The organism is Thermomonas alba, from assembly GCF_022419205.1.
GTDB classification, from domain to species: Bacteria; Pseudomonadota; Gammaproteobacteria; order Xanthomonadales; family Xanthomonadaceae; genus Thermomonas; species Thermomonas alba.
Genome location: NZ_JAJOZU010000002.1, coordinates 72,312 through 89,050, shown reverse-complemented (window position 1 = coordinate 89,050; position 16,739 = coordinate 72,312). Strand labels below are relative to the sequence as shown.

The window sequence follows — 16,739 nt, the reverse complement described above, 5'->3', positions numbered from 1 at the left end:
ATCCCCCGGATGGATGCGCGGAGGATAGCGGAAGCCCAGCTAGCCTTTAGCGGTATCGGCAATCCCTTGCATGCTTGCGCGACAGTCAAAAAAAGCGGACATTCCATGTTCTGGAATATGGAATGAGTGGGTGATGGAGCTCAAGCCGCAGGATTTACTGGTGCTGTTCAAGCGCATTGCCGCGCCCGGGCGGGATTGGACCTACGCGGGGCTTGGCCAGGCGCTGCACCTCAGCGCGTCGCAAGTGCACCGCAGCGTCAAGCGTTGCCTGATCGCCGGGCTGGCGGTGGAGCATGGTCGCGGCGACTGGCAGCCTGTGCGCGGTGCTCTCTATGAATTCGCGGTGCACGGGGTGCGATATGCGTTCCCGGCGACGTTGGGGGCAGTCAAGCGAGGAATTCCCACATCTTTCGGTGCGCCGCCACTGGCATTGGAAATTTCAGCGGCGCCGGGTGATGCGCCGGTATGGCCGCATCCCGATGGTACGGCGCGAGGACCCAGCCTCACCCCGCTCAGTCCCACGGCCGCGCAGGCTGCGCTGGAAGATCCGGCGCTCCACGAATTGCTATCTCTACAGGATGCTCTCCGGATCGGACGTGCACGTGAGAGAAGCTTGGCGGCCCAACATCTGAAGCAGCGTCTGGAGCAGGCCAATGCGCGCGGATGATCCCAATGTGCAAGCGTTGCGCATCGTTGCCGATGCGCTGGGGCCATTGGTCGACCAGCTGGTGTTTATCGGCGGAGCTGTCGCAGGCCTGTTGATCACCGATCCACTGGCTGAAGCGGTACGGTCAACGCAGGATGTGGATGCGATTGCGCAGGAAGCGCGTGCGCGATTCCATCAAGTCGAGAAGGAAGTCGCCAGCCGGGGGTTCCGGCGCGATCCGGACAGCGCGGTGATCTTCCGCTGGGTGCACTGTGAGAGCGGGATCGTGTTCGACCTGATGCCTGTGGATCCCGCCGTCTTTGGATTCTCGAATCGGTGGTATCGATACGCCGCGGAAACGGCGGAAGTACAGGATCTGGGCGATGGCCTGCTGATCCGGCGGGCCACTGCCGTCGCATTCGTCGCCACCAAGCTGGAGGCTTTCGCGGCGCGCGGTGCTGGCGATGTGCTGGGCAGCCATGATCTGGAAGATGTCCTCAACATCGTCGATGCTCGCCAGGAGCTGGCAGGAGAGCTTGCGCGGGCTCCTGCCGATGTCCGGGAAACGGTAGCGATGGCCTTCAAGAGGCTGCTGGCGGACGCGGATTTCGGGAACGCCTTGCCGGGCATGCTGGCGGATCCCAGCCGCAGCCAGATTGTCCTGGAGCGAATGCGGTCCATAGCCGAGTTGGCTTGAGCCGGGCATTGCTGAGCAGCAGACCGTCGTGGCTTATCCTGCGCGTGGAGGGAACCAATGCCACTGAGCCTCAACGAAATCCGCGAGCGTGCCCGCGCGTTCGCCAAGGAATGGGCCGGGGAATCCAGCGAGCGTGCCGAGGCGCAGAGCTTCTGGAACGACTTCTTCAGCGTGTTCGGCGTCAACCGCCGGCGCGTGGCGGTGTTCGAGCAGAAGGCCGCCCGCTTCACCGGCAGCAGCTGCGGGCGCATCGATGTGTTCTGGCCCGGCGTGATGCTGGCGGAGCACAAGAGCCGAGGGGCCGACCTGGACGCCGCGTTCGAGCAGGCCACCGATTATTTCGCCGGGCTGAAGGACGCCGAGCTGCCGCGCTACGTGCTGGTCTCGGACTTCCAGCGGTTCCGCCTGCATGATCTGGAAACCGGCGAACGGACTGACTTCGCGCTGGCCGACTTGCACAAGCAGATCGGCCGCTTTGGCTTCATCAGCGGCTACCAGACCCGCAGCTACAAGGAAGAAGATCCCGTCAACCTGCAGGCCGCCGAGCGCATGGGGCGGCTGCACGATGCACTGAAAGCAGCAGGCTACGACGGCCACCCGCTGGAAGTGTTGCTGGTGCGGCTGCTGTTCTGCCTGTTTGCCGATGACACTGGCATTTTCCCGCGCCAGAGCTTCCACGACCTCATCGTTCAGCGCACCCGCGAAGACGGCAGCGATCTGGGCATGTGGTTGGAGCGCATCTTTCAGGTGCTCAACACGCCGCCGGAAAAGCGCCAGTCCACGCTGGACGAGCAGCTGGCGGAACTGCCTTACGTCAATGGCCGGTTGTTCGAAGAGCGGCTGCCGCTGGCCGACTTCAACGCGCAGATGCGCGGTCTGCTGTTGGACGCCAGCACGCTGGACTGGGGACGCATCAGCCCGGCCATCTTCGGCGCCATGTTCCAGTCGGTGATGGACGCCAAGGCCCGCCGCAACCTGGGTGCGCACTACACCAGCGAGAAGAACATCCTCAAGCTGATCGGCCCGCTGTTCCTGGACGGGCTGAAGGCCGAGCTGGACAAGGCCGGCCATGACGAAAAGAAGCTGGCGCAGCTGCACCGCAAGCTGGCCACGCTGACCTTCCTCGACCCGGCCTGCGGCTGCGGCAACTTCCTGGTGATCGCCTACCGCGAGCTGCGCGCGCTGGAGCTGGAAATCCTCAAGCGCCAGTTCGCCACCCAGCAGTCGGTGCTGGCGCACGTGCAGGACCACGTGCTGGTGGACGTGGACCAGTTCTACGGCATCGAGATCGAGGAGTTCCCGGCGCAGATCGCGCAGGTGGCGATGTGGCTGATGGACCACCAGATGAATCTGCGCGTGTCCGAGCAGTTCGGCGAGAACGTGGTGCGCCTGCCGCTGAAGAAATCCGCCACGATTGTCCACGGCAACGCGCTGCGGATGGATTGGAACGACGTGGTGCCGGCGGAGCGGCTGCACTACATCCTGGGCAATCCGCCGTTCGTCGGTTCGAAACTGATGAGCGCCGACCAGCGCGAGGACCTACGGGCCGTGGCAGGCACGCTGAAAGGCGCCGGCATCCTCGACTTCGTCAGCGCCTGGTATCTCAAGGCGGCCGCGGCGATGCAGGCCAATCCGCGGATTCGGTCGGCGTTCGTCTCCACCAACTCCATCACCCAGGGTGAACAGGTCGGCGTTTTGTGGGGCGAGCTGCTGCGGCGAGGGCTGCGCATCTTCTTCGCCCACCGCACCTTCCGCTGGAACAACGAAGCGCGCGGCGTGGCGGCGGTGCATTGCGTGATCATCGGCTTCGCGGCGGGCGAGGTGACGCCCAAGCAGCTGTTCGACTACGAGGACATCGCCGGCGAGCCGCACCGCCTGCTGGCAGGCAACATCAATCCGTATTTGGTGGATGCGGCAGATGTGCTGCTGCCGAACCGCAGCAAGCCGATTTGCGATGTTCCGGAGATCGGCATCGGCAACAAGCCGATCGACGGCGGGAACTACCTGTTCACCACCGAAGAGCGCGATGCCTTCATCGCCAAGGAGCCAGCATCGGCGGCATGGTTCCGGCGCTGGCTGGGTTCGGACGAGTTCATCAATGGCTGGGAGCGCTGGTGCCTGTGGCTGGGCGACTGTCCGCCTTCCGAGCTGCGCGCGATGCCGGAGTGTCTCAAGCGCGTGGAGGCCGTGCGCGCGCTACGCAAGGAAAGCCGCAGTGCGCCGACGCGCAAGCTGGCAGAGACGCCGACGCGGTTCCACGTCGAGAACATTCCGGATGACAACTATCTGGTGATTCCGGAGGTGTCCTCTGAGCGGCGCACGTTCATTCCCATCGGCTTCATGACACCAGACACGTTGTGTAGCAATCTGGTGAAGATCGTTCCCAATGCCACTCCGTTCCACTTCGGCATCGTCACCTCCACCATGCACATGGCCTGGGTACGCACCGTCTGCGGCCGCCTGAAAAGCGATTACCGCTACTCCGCCGGCATCGTCTACAACAACTTCCCCTGGCCCGAGCTGGGCGACGATGACAAACACCGCGCCGCCATCGAAGCCGCCGCCCAGGGCGTGCTGGACGCCCGCGCGCAGTTCCCCGAGGCGACGCTGGCCGACCTCTACGACCCGCTGACCATGCCTCCCGCGCTGGTGAAGGCCCACGCCGCGCTGGACAAGGCGGTGGACGCCGCCTACCTCGCCGCCGAAAAAGCCGCCGGCCGCAAACCGCCGAAACTCTCCACCGACGCCGAGCGCGTGGCCTTCCTGTTCCAGCGCTACCAGGCGCTGACCAGCCTGCTACCGGCGGCGAAGCCGAAGAAGCCCGCGCGCACGGCGCGTTCCATTACCGCAGGGTTTAAGGAGCAGACGCCATGAAATCCCGCCCCCACGTACTCCATGACGACGGCCAGCGCCGGCTGGCGGTGCTGATCGACGCCGACAACGCGCAGGCGTCGGTGATCGAGGGCCTGCTGGCGGAGGTGGCCAAGTACGGGCTGGCCAGCGTCAAGCGCATCTATGGCGACTTCACCACCCAGCAGCAGGCGCAGTGGAAGAAAGTGCTGCTGAAGCATTCGATCACGCCGGTGCAGCAGTTCGCCTACACCAGCGGCAAGAACGCCACCGACAGCGCGCTGATCATCGACGCGATGGACCTGATGTACACCGGCCGCTTCGACGGCATGTGCCTGGTCTCCAGCGACAGCGATTTCACCCGGCTGGCGCAGCGCCTGCGCGAGGAGGGGCTGACGGTGTACGGTTTCGGCGAGCGCAAGACGCCGGACCCGTTCGTGCAGGCCTGCGACAAGTTCATCTACACCGAGGTGCTGCGCGCCGAGGCGCCGGAGCCCGCGCCCGCCGCCAAGCCGGCCGCGGAGAAGCCGGCCGCGAAGCCAAAGCCCGCGCCGGAGCCGGCACCGACACCAGCGCCGCCCGCGCCGGCAGAGCCGCCCGCGCCGCCCGCGAAAGCCGGGCCGCTGCCGGTGCCGCTGGACCTGCTGCGGCAGGCCATCGAGGAAGCGTCCGACGACGAAGGCTGGGCGAACCTGGGCGCGATGGGCGCCTACCTCAACAAGATCAAACCCGACTTCGACCCGCGCCTGTACGGACAGAAGAAACTCAGCGACCTGCTGCGCAAGCATCCCAAGCACTTCAGCGTGATCGAGCGCGAAAGCGGCGGGGGCGGCAAGACGCTGTACGTCAAGGCGCTGGGCTGATGCGGCAGCATCGGCCGGTGGCCTTGCGACGACGCAGGACGCGGCGGATTTCTCGCTGCAGGCAGGGATGTTTGCGGGCGTAAAAATTCTGTTAGATTCCAGCGACGGCCGCCGTGATCGAGGGGGAAACGCACGCAGGCCGGGAATCGTCGTCATCTCAACGAGGGAGTGCCATGTCTTCGAAGACGCGCCATATCGCAACGCCACTTCGCTGCACCGTGCTGGCCGCTGCTTTGCTGTGCGCACTGTCGGTCCAGGCCCAGGATTCCGGGGCGACTGGCGGGGCGGCCAAGGCGGACAAGAAAGAGCAGAAGCAACAAGGGGTGACCCAGCTCGATTCGGTGGTCGTGACCGGGACCCATCAGGCCGGCCTGTCGCCGGTCGAGTCGATCTCGCCGATCGACAGTTTCAGCGCCGCCGCCTTGCAGAGCCAAGGGTCTGCGGATGTCACCGAAACGCTCACCCGGATCGTGCCATCGCTCAATACACAGCGGTTCCCGATCGCCGATGGCACCGCGTTCGTGCGCCCGGTGACGCTACGCAACCTCTCGCCCGATCAGACCCTGGTGCTGGTCAACGGTGTGCGCCGGCACCGCTCTGCGCTGGTGAACCTGCAGCTGGCGCCGCTTGGCACCGTCAACCAGGGGGCGCAGGCGGTCGATTTCTCCGCGATTCCTGCCAGTGCGGTGGAGCGCGTCGAGGTGCTGCGCGACGGCGCTGCGGTGTTGTACGGCTCGGATGCCATCGCCGGCGTGGTCAACGTGATCCTCAAGGACAGTCCCGAGGGCGCCAGCGTCAGCGTTCAGCACGGCAAGTACAGCAAGGGCGATGGCGCGCGTCTGCGCATCGATGCCGATGCCGGCTTCCCGTTGGGAGCGACCGGTTTCGTGCATGTCAGCGCCGAGCGCGATACCTCGGACATCACCTCGCGCGGCGTGCCGCGCGCAGATGCTGCTGCGATCGCTGCGATCGTGGGGGCGGACAAGGTGCCGTATAACGGCTATGGCCAGCGTTGGGGCGATCCCGACATCCGCGCCAACAAGCTGTTCGTCAATACGGCTCTTCCGCTGGAAGGCGACAAGGAGTTGTACGGCTTTGGCAGCTATATGGACAACAAGACGCTGTCGGGCTTCTTCTATCGCGCGCCGGTGCTGCCGCCGCAATACCAGATCAACGGCCGCTCCACCCTGATTCATGATGGCAATGGCGACTTCCTGCCGGACAATGCGCCGCGGTCGCTGGTGGATGCCATCATCAACGCCGGCCTCAATCCGGCCGATTACCTCACTGCCGATGCCAACAGCCCCAGCGGCTGGGTCGAGCTGAATCCGATCTATCAGAAGTTCCCGGGCGGCTACAGCCCGCTCTTCGGCGCCGACATCTCCGACTATGAGCTGGTCGCCGGCGTGCGCGGCGGCATGTCGGGAGACTTCCAGTGGGACGTGCATGCCCGCCGTGGCCGTAACCAGATCGATTACCGGCTGGAAAACTCGATCAACCCCAGCCTTGGACGGCTTTCACCGACTTCGTTCCGACCCGGCACGCTGACGCAGGAGGAGAGCGAGCTCGGCGTGGATTTCGTACAGCACTTCGCCGATTCGCCGATGACGCTCGCTTACGGCGCGCAGTGGCGCGATGAAACCTACAAGATCGGCACCGGCGATGCGGCTTCGATCGCGGTCGGGCCGACGGCGGCTGTATTCGGCGTCGGGTCGGACGGGTTCCAGGGGTTCTTCCCAGAGTCGGCGGGCACGTTCAAGCAGAAGAGCCAGTCGGCCTACATCGATGCCGAGACCTCGTTGACGGAAAAATGGTCGGCGGCCCTGGCCGGTCGTTACGAGCATGCCGAGCGTTTCGGCTCTTCGTTCGTGTACAAGCTCTCGAGCCGGTATGCCTTCACCGACAGGTTCTCGCTGCGCGGCACCTACAACACCGGCTTCCGCACGCCGACCCCGGGACAGGCATTCACGCTCAACGTCACTACGACCGCCGATGCCAGCGGCAACCTGATTCCGAGCGGCACCTATCCGGTCTCGCATCCGGTATCGCAAGCGCTGGGCGCGCAGCCGCTGCAGACGGAGAAGTCGCGCAATCTGAGCGTGGGCGCGGTGTGGCTGCCGCGCGAGAACGTCACGGTCACGCTGGATGCCTACATGATCCAGGTGCGCGACCGCATCGGCCTGATCACCAAGACGGTGGATCAAAATGCGGTGAATGCGCTCAACGCCATGAACTACCCGAATGCGAACCTGCTGCTGGGAAGCGCTGCCAGCTATTTCGGCAACGCCTTCGATTCGCACGTGCGCGGCGTCGACTTCGTGATCGACACGCGGCATGACCTGTGGGGCGGTGTGCTCAACGTGGACTTCCGCTACAACTACAACAAGCAGGACGTTGTCCACGTCAAGCCGGGCACCATCAATGGTGACCGCATCTACGATCTCGAGCACCAGGTGCCCAGCAATCGCTCGGTGCTTTCGTTCGATTACGGACGCGAGCGCTGGCACGGTGTGCTGCGGTTGAACAACTACGGTGGCTGGAGTACGACGGGCGGCCTGTTCGGTAACGGAGATGCCTCCGATGCGGTGAGCTACAGTGGCAAGACGCTGGTGGATCTGGAAGCACGCTACAAGCTCAATGACGCCATCGAGCTGGCGGTGGGAGGCGACAATGTGTTCGATGTCCATCCGGGTAAGGAACAGAACCCGGTGCTGCAGTTCCTGGGCGTCAAGTACGCGCTGACTTCGCCTTTCGGGTTCAACGGAGCATTCTGGTATGCCCGGATCAGCGTGAAGTTCTGACTTTGGGTGGGCTCCGTCTGGAAGCTCAGCGCCATCGGGCCCGGCACTTGCCGGGCCCGGTCGTTCTTGGCGATCACATGTCCATCGCGTGAGAGCGCAATGCCAAGAGCGGGACTTTGACTTGCCGAAAAATGCCGCAGACCCGGTGGCTGGGAAAAGAAGCGCGCCGCCGCGCGTCGGGGGAGGAGGACGGGGGAGTGGCGGCGACGCGCGAAGGAGAACGTCAGAAGCGCATCTGCAGGCGCAGGTTCACCGGGTAGGAGGTGCGCTTGCCGGTGTTGTTGATCCCGGCCAGGCCCAGCCCGGCCAGCGCGCTGTCGTTGCCGGACAGGTTGCCGTGGTAGCGCGCGCCCACTTCCAGCCCCAGCGAGGTCTTCTCGGTCAGCGCCCACAGCACGCCGAGGTCGGCGCCGCCGCTGAACTGCCAGCCGCTGTCGAAGAACGGCACGTCATTCAGCGCGATGTTGGCGTCGGGGATGGTGAAGGTGGCCTTGATGCTGCTGACGTGGGTGGCGCCCAGGCGGCCGGCGATGTAGGGGCGCACGCTGCCGCCGCTGCCGAAGTAGTAGCGGTAGCCGCCTTCCAGCCCCAGCGCATCGTAGCTGCCGAAGCGGCCGTACACCGGCAGCGTGGTCTCCAGTGCCGGAACGAAGGCGCCGCCCACCTGGGTGCTGCCCGCACCGGTACGGGTGTACATCAGCTGGCCGAACACCTCGTCGTTGTTGCCCATCGGCCAGGCCATTTCGACCCCGAGGTTGGTGGCCTTGCCGTAGATCTTGTCGTACGAGCGCGCGCCGATCCGCAGCTCGGCGGAAACCCCGGCCAGCGCCGGGTTCAGCGGGCCGAGGTCGGCGATCGGGGCGATCGCGCCCTTGTGCACGTCGCCGCTGACCGAGGTGTCGTAACCGGCGATCAGGCTGAAGCTGGGGGCGCTTTGCGCCATCGCGGTGGCGGGAACGGCCAGGGCCAGGGTGAGCAGGACTGCGGAGGTGCGATTCATCTCGGGAGACTCCTGTTCGGGGGGAAGGCCGGCGCGGGGCCGGTTGCCATGGCGTACGCCGGGGCGTCCGGATTGGATGCAGCCCCGGTGCGCGGCCGGCGCGGACCGCTGCAAGGCTGCGTTGCATGAATGCGCTTGATGCCGCGACCCGTGCGCGCGGATAGTGGGAAATCCCCGTTTCCGACCGCCCCGGAGCCGCCGATGTCGCACCTGTTCACGCCGCTGTCGCTCGGGCGGCTGCCGCTGGCCAACCGCATCGTGGTGGCGCCGATGTGCCAGTACGCCTGTGCCGACGACGGCTGCGCCAACGACTGGCACGTGCAGCACTGGGGGATGCTGGCGCAGTCCGGCGCCGGCCTGCTGCTGACCGAGGCCACCGCGGTGCTGCCGGAGGGGCGCATCAGCTGGGCCGATCTGGGCCTCTACGACGACGCCTGCGAGGCCGCGTTCGCGCAGGCGCTGGCCGGCGTGCGCCGGTGGTCGCCGGTGCCGGTGGGCGTGCAGCTGGCGCATGCCGGGCGCAAGGCCTCCACCCATCGCCCGTGGGAGCAGGGCGGGCGCGCGATCGCGCCGGACGCCGCGCACGGCTGGCAGGTGGTGGCGCCGTCCGCGCTGCCGTATGCGGAGCAGGATCCGCCGCCGCAGGCGCTTACCGCCACCGGCATCGCGCGCGTGGTGCAGGCGTTCGCGGACGCGGCCCGGCGCGCGGCGCGGCTGGGGCTGGAGGTGATCGAACTCCATGCCGCGCACGGCTACCTGCTGCACCAGTTCCTGTCGCCGCTCAGCAACCGCCGCACGGATGCCTACGGCGGCGGTCTGGAGCACCGCATGCGGCTGCTGCTGGAGGTGTTCGACGCGGTGCGCGCGGCGGTGCCGGAGGCGCTGCCGGTGGGCGTGCGCATCTCCGCCACCGACTGGGTGGACGGCGGCTGGGACCTGGCGCAGAGCATCGCGCTGGCCAAGCACCTGGACGCGCGCGGCTGTGCCTACATCCATGTCTCCAGCGGCGGGCTGCATCCGGCCCAGCAGATCCCGCTGGAGCCCGGCTACCAGCTGCCGTTCGCGCAGGCGATCCGGCGCGAAGTGGCGATGCCGGTGATCGGCGTGGGCCTGATCACCACCCCGGCGCAGGCCGAGGCCGCGTTGGCCGAGGGTCGCGCCGACGCCATCGCGCTGGCGCGCGCGCTGCTGTGGAATCCGCGCTGGCCGTGGCACGCCGCCGCCGAACTGGGCGCGACGGTCGCCACCTCGCCGCGCTTCCTGCGCGCGCTGCCGCACGGCCTGCCACCGTTGCTGGTGCCCGCTACCGGCACTGCCGACTGATCCCCGAACTCGGAGGCTCCGCTATGCCCATGCCCGCGCCGATGCCCGCCGCGTTCCTCGGCCACGGCAGCCCCATGAACGCGCTGGAGGAGAACCGCTACACCGCGGCGTGGCGGGCCTTCGGCGCGGCGGTGCCGCGTCCGCGCGCGATCCTGGCCATCTCCGCGCACTGGCATATCGATGCCCTGGCCGTCACCGCGATGCCGCGCCCGCGCACCATCCACGACTTCTACGGCTTCCCGCAGGCGCTGTTCGACCTGCAGTACCCGGCGCCGGGGCTGCCGCAGCTGGCGGAGGAAGTGGCGGATACGGTGGCGCCGGATTTCGTGGTCGGCGCCGACCGCGACGGCTGGGGGCTCGACCACGGCACCTGGTCGGTGCTGGTGCACGCCTTCCCCGAGGCCGACATCCCGGTGGTGCAGCTGTCGCTGGACGCACGCAAGCCGCTGGACTGGCACCTGGCGCTGGGGGCGAAGCTGGCCCCGCTGCGCCAGCGCGGGGTGCTGGTGATGGGCAGCGGCAACCTGGTGCACAACCTGCGCGCGCTCGACTGGGCGCAGCCGGAGGGCGGCTTCGACTGGGCACGCCGCTTCGATGCCGATGCGCGCGCAGTGCTGGCCGAGCGTCCGCACGACCTGCCCGCGCTGGCCACGCATCCGGACTACCGCAAGGCGGTGCCGACCGACGAGCATTTCCTGCCGCTGCTGTACCTGGCCGGCCTCTCCGCCGCCGCGGGGCGGGCGAGCGACGTGCTGGTGGACGGGTTCGCCTACGGCTCGCTGTCGATGGCCGCGTTCACCCTGGATGCCGACCGCGTGCTGCCGGCTTAGGGCATTGAGCCGCAGGCTGGTCATGCGGCATCGGCTTGTGCGACGCATCGCGTCCCGGCAGGTCGCTGCCGCTGCTGGCCGACGAAATCCTGCGCGCTGGACGCGCTGCCGCCGCCCGGCGGCAGACGTTAGCCGGACAGGCCCTCGGCGCGCAGCGCGGCCTGCACCGCCGGACGCGCGGCGACCCGCTGCTGGAAAGCGCGCAGTGCCGGGAACTCGCTCAAGTCGAGTTTCAGGAAATCCGCCCAGGAGGTGACGGTGAACAGGTAGGCATCGGCCACCGTGAACTGTTCGCCGTGCAGGAACGGCTGTTTGGCCAGGCGCGTTTCCAGCAGACCGTAGCGGCGCTTGAGGTAGGCGATGCGCTCGGCGCGCACGGCTTCGGGCGTGGCCGGGTTGAACAGCGGGCTGTAGGTTTTGTGCAGTTCGGTGCCGATGTAGCTCAGGCTTTCCAGCACGTGGTAGCGCGCCCGGCTGCCCTGGGCCGGCAGCAGCCCGGCATCCGGGCGCTGGTCGGCCAGATACTGCACGATCACCGCGCCCTCGGTGAGCACATCGCCGTCGTCCAGGCGCAGCGCGGGCACGTAGCCTTTGGGATTCACGGCGAGGAAGTCCTCGCCTGCGGCCGTGCGCTTGCTGGCGAGGTCCACCTTATCCAGGGTCAGGTCCAGGCCGGCCTCGCGCGCCACGATGTGCGGCGATAGCGAGCAGGCTCCAGGCAGGTAGTAAAGCTTCATCACATCCTCCGACGAGATAGAGCCCACATTGTCACGCGCGCCGGCGCATCTGCGGTGCGGCTGGCCACGGAACGCTGCGTACCAGTGGCGCGTTCAGCCCCGCGGCAGGCGTGCCAGCGCACGATGGCCGATGTCGGTGCGGTGGAACTCACTGGCCCATGTCACTGCCGAGACGCCTGCATAGGCGGCGCGCTGCGCGGCCGCCACATTCTCGCCCAGCGCGGTGACGCACAGCACGCGGCCGCCGGCGGTGAGGACGCGACCATTGGGGTCCAGGGTGGTGCCGGCGTGGAAGACCTTGACGTCGGCGGGTACCGTGTCCAGGCCGTGGATCACCTCGCCGGTCAGCGGAGGGTCCGGATACGGGCGGCTGGCCATCACCACGCCCAGCGCGGGCCGCGCGTCCCACTGCGCGTCCACGCCGTCTAGCCTGCCGTCGATGGCGGCGTCGATGAGTTCGACCAGGTCCGAGCGCAGGCGCAGCAGCACCGGCTGGGTTTCGGGGTCGCCGAAGCGCACGTTGAACTCGATCACCTTCGGCGCGCCGCTGGGGTCGATCATCAGGCCGGCATACAGGAAGCCGGTGAACGGCACGCCGTCGGCGGCCATGCCGCGCACGGTGGGCTCGACCACCTCGCGCATGATGCGGGCGTGGACCTCGGGCGTCACCACCGGCGCCGGCGAATAGGCGCCCATGCCGCCGGTATTGGGGCCGGTGTCGCCATCGCCCACGCGCTTGTGGTCCTGGCTGGTGGCCATCGGCAGCGCGTGGCGGCCGTCCACCATGCAGATGAAGCTGGCTTCCTCGCCTTGCAGGAACTCCTCGATCACCACCCGCGCGCCGGCATCGCCGAAGGCGTTGCCGCTGAGCATGTCGCGCACCGCGGCTTCGGCCTCGGCCAGCGTCATCGCCACGATCACGCCCTTGCCCGCGGCCAGGCCGTCGGCCTTGATGACGATCGGCGCGCCCTTCTGCCGGACATACGCCAGCGCGGCTTCGACCTCGGTATGCACCGCGTAGTGCGCGGTGGGAATGCCGTGCCGGGCCAGGAAGTCCTTGGCGAAGGCCTTGCTGCCTTCCAGCTGCGCGGCGGCGGCGGTGGGCCCGAAGATGCGCAAGGAGGCGGCGCGGAAGCGGTCCACCACGCCCGCCACCAGCGGCTGCTCGGGCCCGACCACGGTCAGCGCCACGTCCTCGCGCTGTGCAAGCTGCAGCAGGCCGTCGAGGTCGCTGGCCTTCACCGCCGCGTTGCGGCACTTGGGCTCGCACGCGGTGCCGGCATTGCCAGGGGCGACGATCACCTCGGACACCCGCGGCGACTGCGCCAGCTTCCAGGCCAGGGCGTGCTCGCGACCGCCGGAACCGATGACGAGGATTTTCATGCTGCATCACCTGCCGATTGTCTGGAGGAATCCAGCCCCCTGAGTCAGGGGGCGATTCGCGCCAGAGGCGCGAATGAGGGTGTGGCCGTGCGGGCGGGGCCCGAAGTCTGCGCAGCAAACTTCGGGATCGATGCCGGCGCAGCCGCTATCAATGCCGGAAGTGGCGCACGCCGGTGAACACCATCGCGATCCCGTGTTCGTCCGCCGCGGCGATCACCTCGGCGTCGCGCAGCGAGCCGCCCGGCTGGATCACCGCCGTGATGCCGGCCTCGGCTGCGGCGTCGATGCCGTCGCGGAACGGGAAGAACGCGTCGCTGGCCATCACCGACCCCGGCACCGCCAGCCCCGCATCCTGCGCCTTGATGCCGGCGATGCGCGCTGAATACACCCGGCTCATCTGCCCGGCGCCGACGCCGATCGTGCGCTGGTCCTTGGCGTATACGATGGCGTTGGACTTCACGAACTTGGCGACTTTCCACGCGAACAGCAGGTCGGCGAACTGCGCCTCGGTCGGCGCCCGCTTGGTCACGACCTTCAGCTCGTCGCGGGTGACCACGCGGTCGTCGCAGGTTTGCATCAGCAGCCCCGAGTTGACCCGCTTGGTGTCGATGAAGCCCGGTGACGGCGGCGCCAGTGCGATCTTCAGCACGCGCACGTTGGCTTTCCTCGATGCGTAGGCCAGCGCCTCGGCGTCGTAGTCCGGCGCGATCAGCACCTCGACGAACTGGCGGTCGAGGATGGTCTTGCAAGTGGCGCCGTCCAGCGGCGTGTTGAACGCGAGGATGCCGCCGAAGGCGCTGGTCGGGTCGCAGGCATAGGCCGCCTCGTAGGCTTCGCCGCAGTTGCGGCCGATCGCCACCCCGCAAGGGTTGGCGTGCTTGACGATCACGCAGGCTGGGGCGTCGAACTGGCGCACGCATTCCCAAGCGGCGTCGCTGTCGGCGATGTTGTTGTAGCTGAGCGCCTTGCCCTGCAGCTGCTCCAGCGTGGCCAGCGAGCCCGGCGCCGGGTGCAGGTCGCGGTAGAACGCGGCCTGCTGGTGCGGGTTCTCGCCATAGCGCAGATCCATCACCTTGACGAAGGTGCCGTTGGCCTGCGCTGGGAACGGGCTGCGCACGGGCACGGCGGCAGAGCTGTCGGTGATGGCCGAAAGGTAGTTGCTGATCGCAGCGTCGTACTGGGCGACGCGGTTGAACGCCGCCACCGCCAGCGCGAAGCGGGTGTGTGCGGACAGCGCGCCGTCGCGCGCGTCGAGCTCCGCCAGCAGGCCGGGGTACTGCGCTGGATCGGTGAGGACGGCGACCCGCGCGAAGTTCTTGGCCGCGCTGCGCAGCATCGCCGGGCCGCCGATATCGATGTTCTCCACCGCCTCGGCCAGGGTGCAGTCGGGGCGCGCCGTCACCTGCTCGAATGGATACAGGTTGAGTACCAGCAGGTCGATCGCGCCGATGCCGTGCTCGGCCATCACCGCATCGTCCACTCCGGCGCGGCCGAGCAGGCCGCCGTGCACGACCGGGTGCAGGGTCTTGACCCGGCCATCCATCATTTCCGGGAACCCGGTGATCGCACTGACGTCCTGCACCGCCAGGCCCGCCTCGCGCAGCGCGCGCGCGGTGCCGCCGGTGGAGATCAGCTCCACCCCGCGCGCCGCCAGGGCGCGGGCGAGGTCGAGCAGGCCGGTCTTGTCGGAAACCGAGAGCAGGGCGCGGCGGATGGTCACCGGCTGGCCGGCGAATGCGTCGCTGGCGGGAGCGGCAGCGGTCATGGGGAAAAATGCAGCGGTGGAAAGCCCGCCATTATAGGCGCGCCCACCAGCGCATCAGCCGATGCCGTATTCGCGCAGCTTCTTGCGCAAGGTGGCGCGGTGGATGCCCAGCATCGCCGCGGCGCGGCTCTGGTTGCCGCCGCAGTGGCGCAGCACCTCGGTGAACAGCGGGATTTCCAGCTCGCGCAGCGCGGTGTCGTACAGATCGTCGGTGTCGCAGCCGTCCAGATCCCGCAGATAGCGCTGCACCGCGCGGGTGACGTGCTCGCGCAGCGGCGTGCGGTCGATGTCCTGACGATGGCCAAGAGCGTTCAAGCGGGGCCTCGATGCCAGCGCGCCGGCCGGCGGGGTGCATGGCGGGTCGGTGACTATAGCGCAGACGCAGGGCGGGTGGTCATTCGAAGCGGAAGTCGAAGGCGACCACGCTGGGCGCCGGCTCGATCAGGTCGAACGCAATCTGGCTGGCCTGGCCGGGCTGCAGCAGCGCCGGGTGCGGCCCGGGGCCGAGGTACTCGCGCGGCAGGAAGCGGCGGCTGCCGAGAATGCGCCCGTTGGCATCGGCCAGGGTCAATACCAACGCCGGCCACGGCTGCGCCCAGCGCGCGTCGTTGCGGAAACTGGCCTGCACGCGCAGTACGCCGGGGCGGTCGGGCGGGGCGATCACGTCGCGCGCGAGCATGCTGAATGCGCCCGGCTCGCGCCAGGCCGGCAGCGGGCAGCGCAGCAGGCCGCAGATGGCTTCCAGGGCCGGCCGCAGGCGCGCGTCTGCGGCCAGGGCATCCCACCGCAGCCACAGCAGCTGGCCGCCCAGCAGCAGCGCCAGCAGCCCCAGCGCCCACCATTCGCCGTGCCGGCGCGGCGGCGCGGCGGGCGGTTGCAGGAAGCCGGGCGTGGCGGTCATGCGGGCACCGCCACGGCATTACGCCGGCCATCGATGCGCACCCAGTCGTCCTCGCGCGTCACTTGGAGCGCGTCGAACCAGGGTGCGAAGCGCGCCAGCAGCGCCTCCTCCTGCCCGGCGAGGATGCCGGACATCGCCAGCCGCCCGCCGCGCGCGGTGCGCGCGGCCAGGACTTCGGCCAGCGCATCCAGCGCCGAGGCCAGGATGTTGGCGACCACCACCGGATAGGATTCCGCAGGCGCGTCCTGCGGCAGGTAGGTGGCGATCTCCACGCCGTTGCGCGCGGCATTGTCGGCAGTGGCGGTGATCGCCTGCGGATCGTTGTCGATCCCGGTCGCGCGGGCGGCGCCCAGCTTCAGCGCCGCCAGGGCGAGGATGCCGCTGCCGCAGCCGAAGTCGAGCACGGCCTTGCCCTGCAGTTCGCCGGCCTGCGCCAGCGCGTCCAGCCAGCGCAGGCACAACGCGGTGGTGGGATGGGTGCCGGAGCCGAACGCCAGCCCGGGATCCAGCCGCACGATCGCCGCCGCGGCGTCGGCCTCCGCCGGCAGCGGGTGGTTCCACGGCACGATCCAGGTGCGCGCGCCGAACCGCATCGGCTGGAAGCTGTCCAGCCAGGCGCGTTCCCAGACTTGATCCTCGATCCGCGCAAAGCGCGCCTGCGACCAGTCCAGCGCCGGGTCGAACGCTTCCAGCGCGGCCAGCAGGAGCAGGCCGTCGGTGTCGGCGTCGAACAGCGCGCTCAGAGTCATCTGCGACCACAGCGGCAGCTCGCCGACGCCCGGCTCGAAGATCGCCTGCTCATCGGGCTGGTCGAGATGGGCGTCTTGCAGGGTCACCGCCAGCGCGCCCACGTCTTCCAGCGCGCGTTCGAACCGCGGGTAGTCGGCTTCGCTGCACGGTGTGGAGAGTTGCAGGTAGGGCATGTGCGCATTGTAGGTGAGAG

The 16,739-nt window shown here is 68.3% G+C and carries 14 protein-coding genes; 7 read left to right on the top strand and 7 right to left on the bottom strand.

All coding sequences use genetic code 11. The annotated features are described in order from the left end of the window. Positions 1 to 133 precede the first annotated feature (133 nt). The 5 genes from ML342_RS02940 to ML342_RS02920 all read left to right on the top strand — a co-directional run bounded on the left by ML342_RS02940 (position 134) and on the right by ML342_RS02920 (position 7,857). A complete protein-coding gene (locus ML342_RS02940) occupies positions 134 to 667 on the top strand; it encodes a MarR family transcriptional regulator (protein WP_240125440.1) in 534 nt (177 codons plus the stop codon). Further along, complete coding sequence (locus ML342_RS02935) at positions 654 to 1,343, top strand: hypothetical protein (RefSeq protein ID WP_240125439.1); 690 nt, start codon at positions 654 to 656, stop codon at positions 1,341 to 1,343. The genes ML342_RS02940 and ML342_RS02935 overlap by 14 nt, the downstream gene beginning before the upstream one ends. A 57-nt stretch (positions 1,344 to 1,400) precedes the next feature. After that, positions 1,401 to 4,217 (top strand): class I SAM-dependent DNA methyltransferase, encoded by a 2,817-nt coding sequence (locus ML342_RS02930; protein ID WP_240125438.1) that lies wholly within the window; start codon positions 1,401 to 1,403, stop codon positions 4,215 to 4,217. Continuing rightward, positions 4,214 to 5,056, top strand: coding sequence for an NYN domain-containing protein (locus tag ML342_RS02925; RefSeq protein ID WP_240125437.1), 843 nt, complete (start codon positions 4,214 to 4,216; stop codon positions 5,054 to 5,056). Before ML342_RS02930 ends, ML342_RS02925 begins: the two co-directional genes overlap by 4 nt. Positions 5,057 to 5,229: 173 nt before the next feature. Next, on the top strand, positions 5,230 to 7,857 hold the full coding sequence (locus ML342_RS02920; RefSeq protein ID WP_240125436.1) for a TonB-dependent receptor plug domain-containing protein: 2,628 nt from the start codon (positions 5,230 to 5,232) through the stop codon (positions 7,855 to 7,857). A 223-nt stretch (positions 7,858 to 8,080) separates the two neighbouring features. Here the strand turns inward: ML342_RS02920 and ML342_RS02915 are convergent, their stop codons facing one another. After that, positions 8,081 to 8,857, bottom strand: coding sequence for a hypothetical protein (locus tag ML342_RS02915; protein WP_240125435.1), 777 nt, complete (start codon positions 8,855 to 8,857; stop codon positions 8,081 to 8,083). A 201-nt stretch (positions 8,858 to 9,058) separates the two neighbouring features. On the opposite strand from ML342_RS02915, the gene ML342_RS02910 reads away from it, so the two are divergent. Both ML342_RS02910 and ygiD read left to right on the top strand, forming a co-directional pair. Beyond that, the gene (locus ML342_RS02910) at positions 9,059 to 10,180 is read left to right on the top strand and encodes an NADH:flavin oxidoreductase/NADH oxidase (protein ID WP_240125434.1); all 1,122 of its coding nucleotides are present in this window, start codon (positions 9,059 to 9,061) and stop codon (positions 10,178 to 10,180) included. 23 nt (positions 10,181 to 10,203) lie between these two features. Beyond that, positions 10,204 to 11,010 carry a 4,5-DOPA-extradiol-dioxygenase gene (ygiD, locus tag ML342_RS02905; protein WP_240125433.1) on the top strand — a complete coding sequence of 269 codons (807 nt, stop codon included), beginning with the start codon at positions 10,204 to 10,206 and terminating at the stop codon, positions 11,008 to 11,010. Between the two features lie 128 nt (positions 11,011 to 11,138). Here ygiD and gstA read toward each other — a convergent pair whose 3' ends face one another. From gstA to prmA, 6 genes are all read right to left on the bottom strand, one after another. Next, a complete protein-coding gene (gene gstA, locus ML342_RS02900) occupies positions 11,139 to 11,747 on the bottom strand; it encodes a glutathione transferase GstA (RefSeq protein WP_240125432.1) in 609 nt (202 codons plus the stop codon). Between the two features lie 93 nt (positions 11,748 to 11,840). Further along, complete coding sequence (gene purD, locus ML342_RS02895; RefSeq protein ID WP_240125431.1) at positions 11,841 to 13,130, bottom strand: phosphoribosylamine--glycine ligase; 1,290 nt, start codon at positions 13,128 to 13,130, stop codon at positions 11,841 to 11,843. A gap of 148 nt (positions 13,131 to 13,278) precedes the next feature. Next, positions 13,279 to 14,895: a bifunctional phosphoribosylaminoimidazolecarboxamide formyltransferase/IMP cyclohydrolase gene (gene purH, locus ML342_RS02890; protein ID WP_240125430.1), complete on the bottom strand. Its 1,617-nt coding sequence runs from the start codon at positions 14,893 to 14,895 to the stop codon at positions 13,279 to 13,281. A 54-nt stretch (positions 14,896 to 14,949) separates the two neighbouring features. Continuing rightward, positions 14,950 to 15,210, bottom strand: a complete 261-nt coding sequence (gene fis / locus ML342_RS02885) for a DNA-binding transcriptional regulator Fis (protein ID WP_240125429.1) — start codon at positions 15,208 to 15,210, stop codon at positions 14,950 to 14,952. A gap of 79 nt (positions 15,211 to 15,289) precedes the next feature. Continuing rightward, positions 15,290 to 15,796 carry a DUF3426 domain-containing protein gene (locus ML342_RS02880; RefSeq protein ID WP_240125428.1) on the bottom strand — a complete coding sequence of 169 codons (507 nt, stop codon included), beginning with the start codon at positions 15,794 to 15,796 and terminating at the stop codon, positions 15,290 to 15,292. Continuing rightward, the gene (gene prmA, locus ML342_RS02875; RefSeq protein WP_240125427.1) at positions 15,793 to 16,719 is read right to left on the bottom strand and encodes a 50S ribosomal protein L11 methyltransferase; all 927 of its coding nucleotides are present in this window, start codon (positions 16,717 to 16,719) and stop codon (positions 15,793 to 15,795) included. Before prmA ends, ML342_RS02880 begins: the two co-directional genes overlap by 4 nt. Between the last annotated feature and the right edge of the window lie 20 nt (positions 16,720 to 16,739).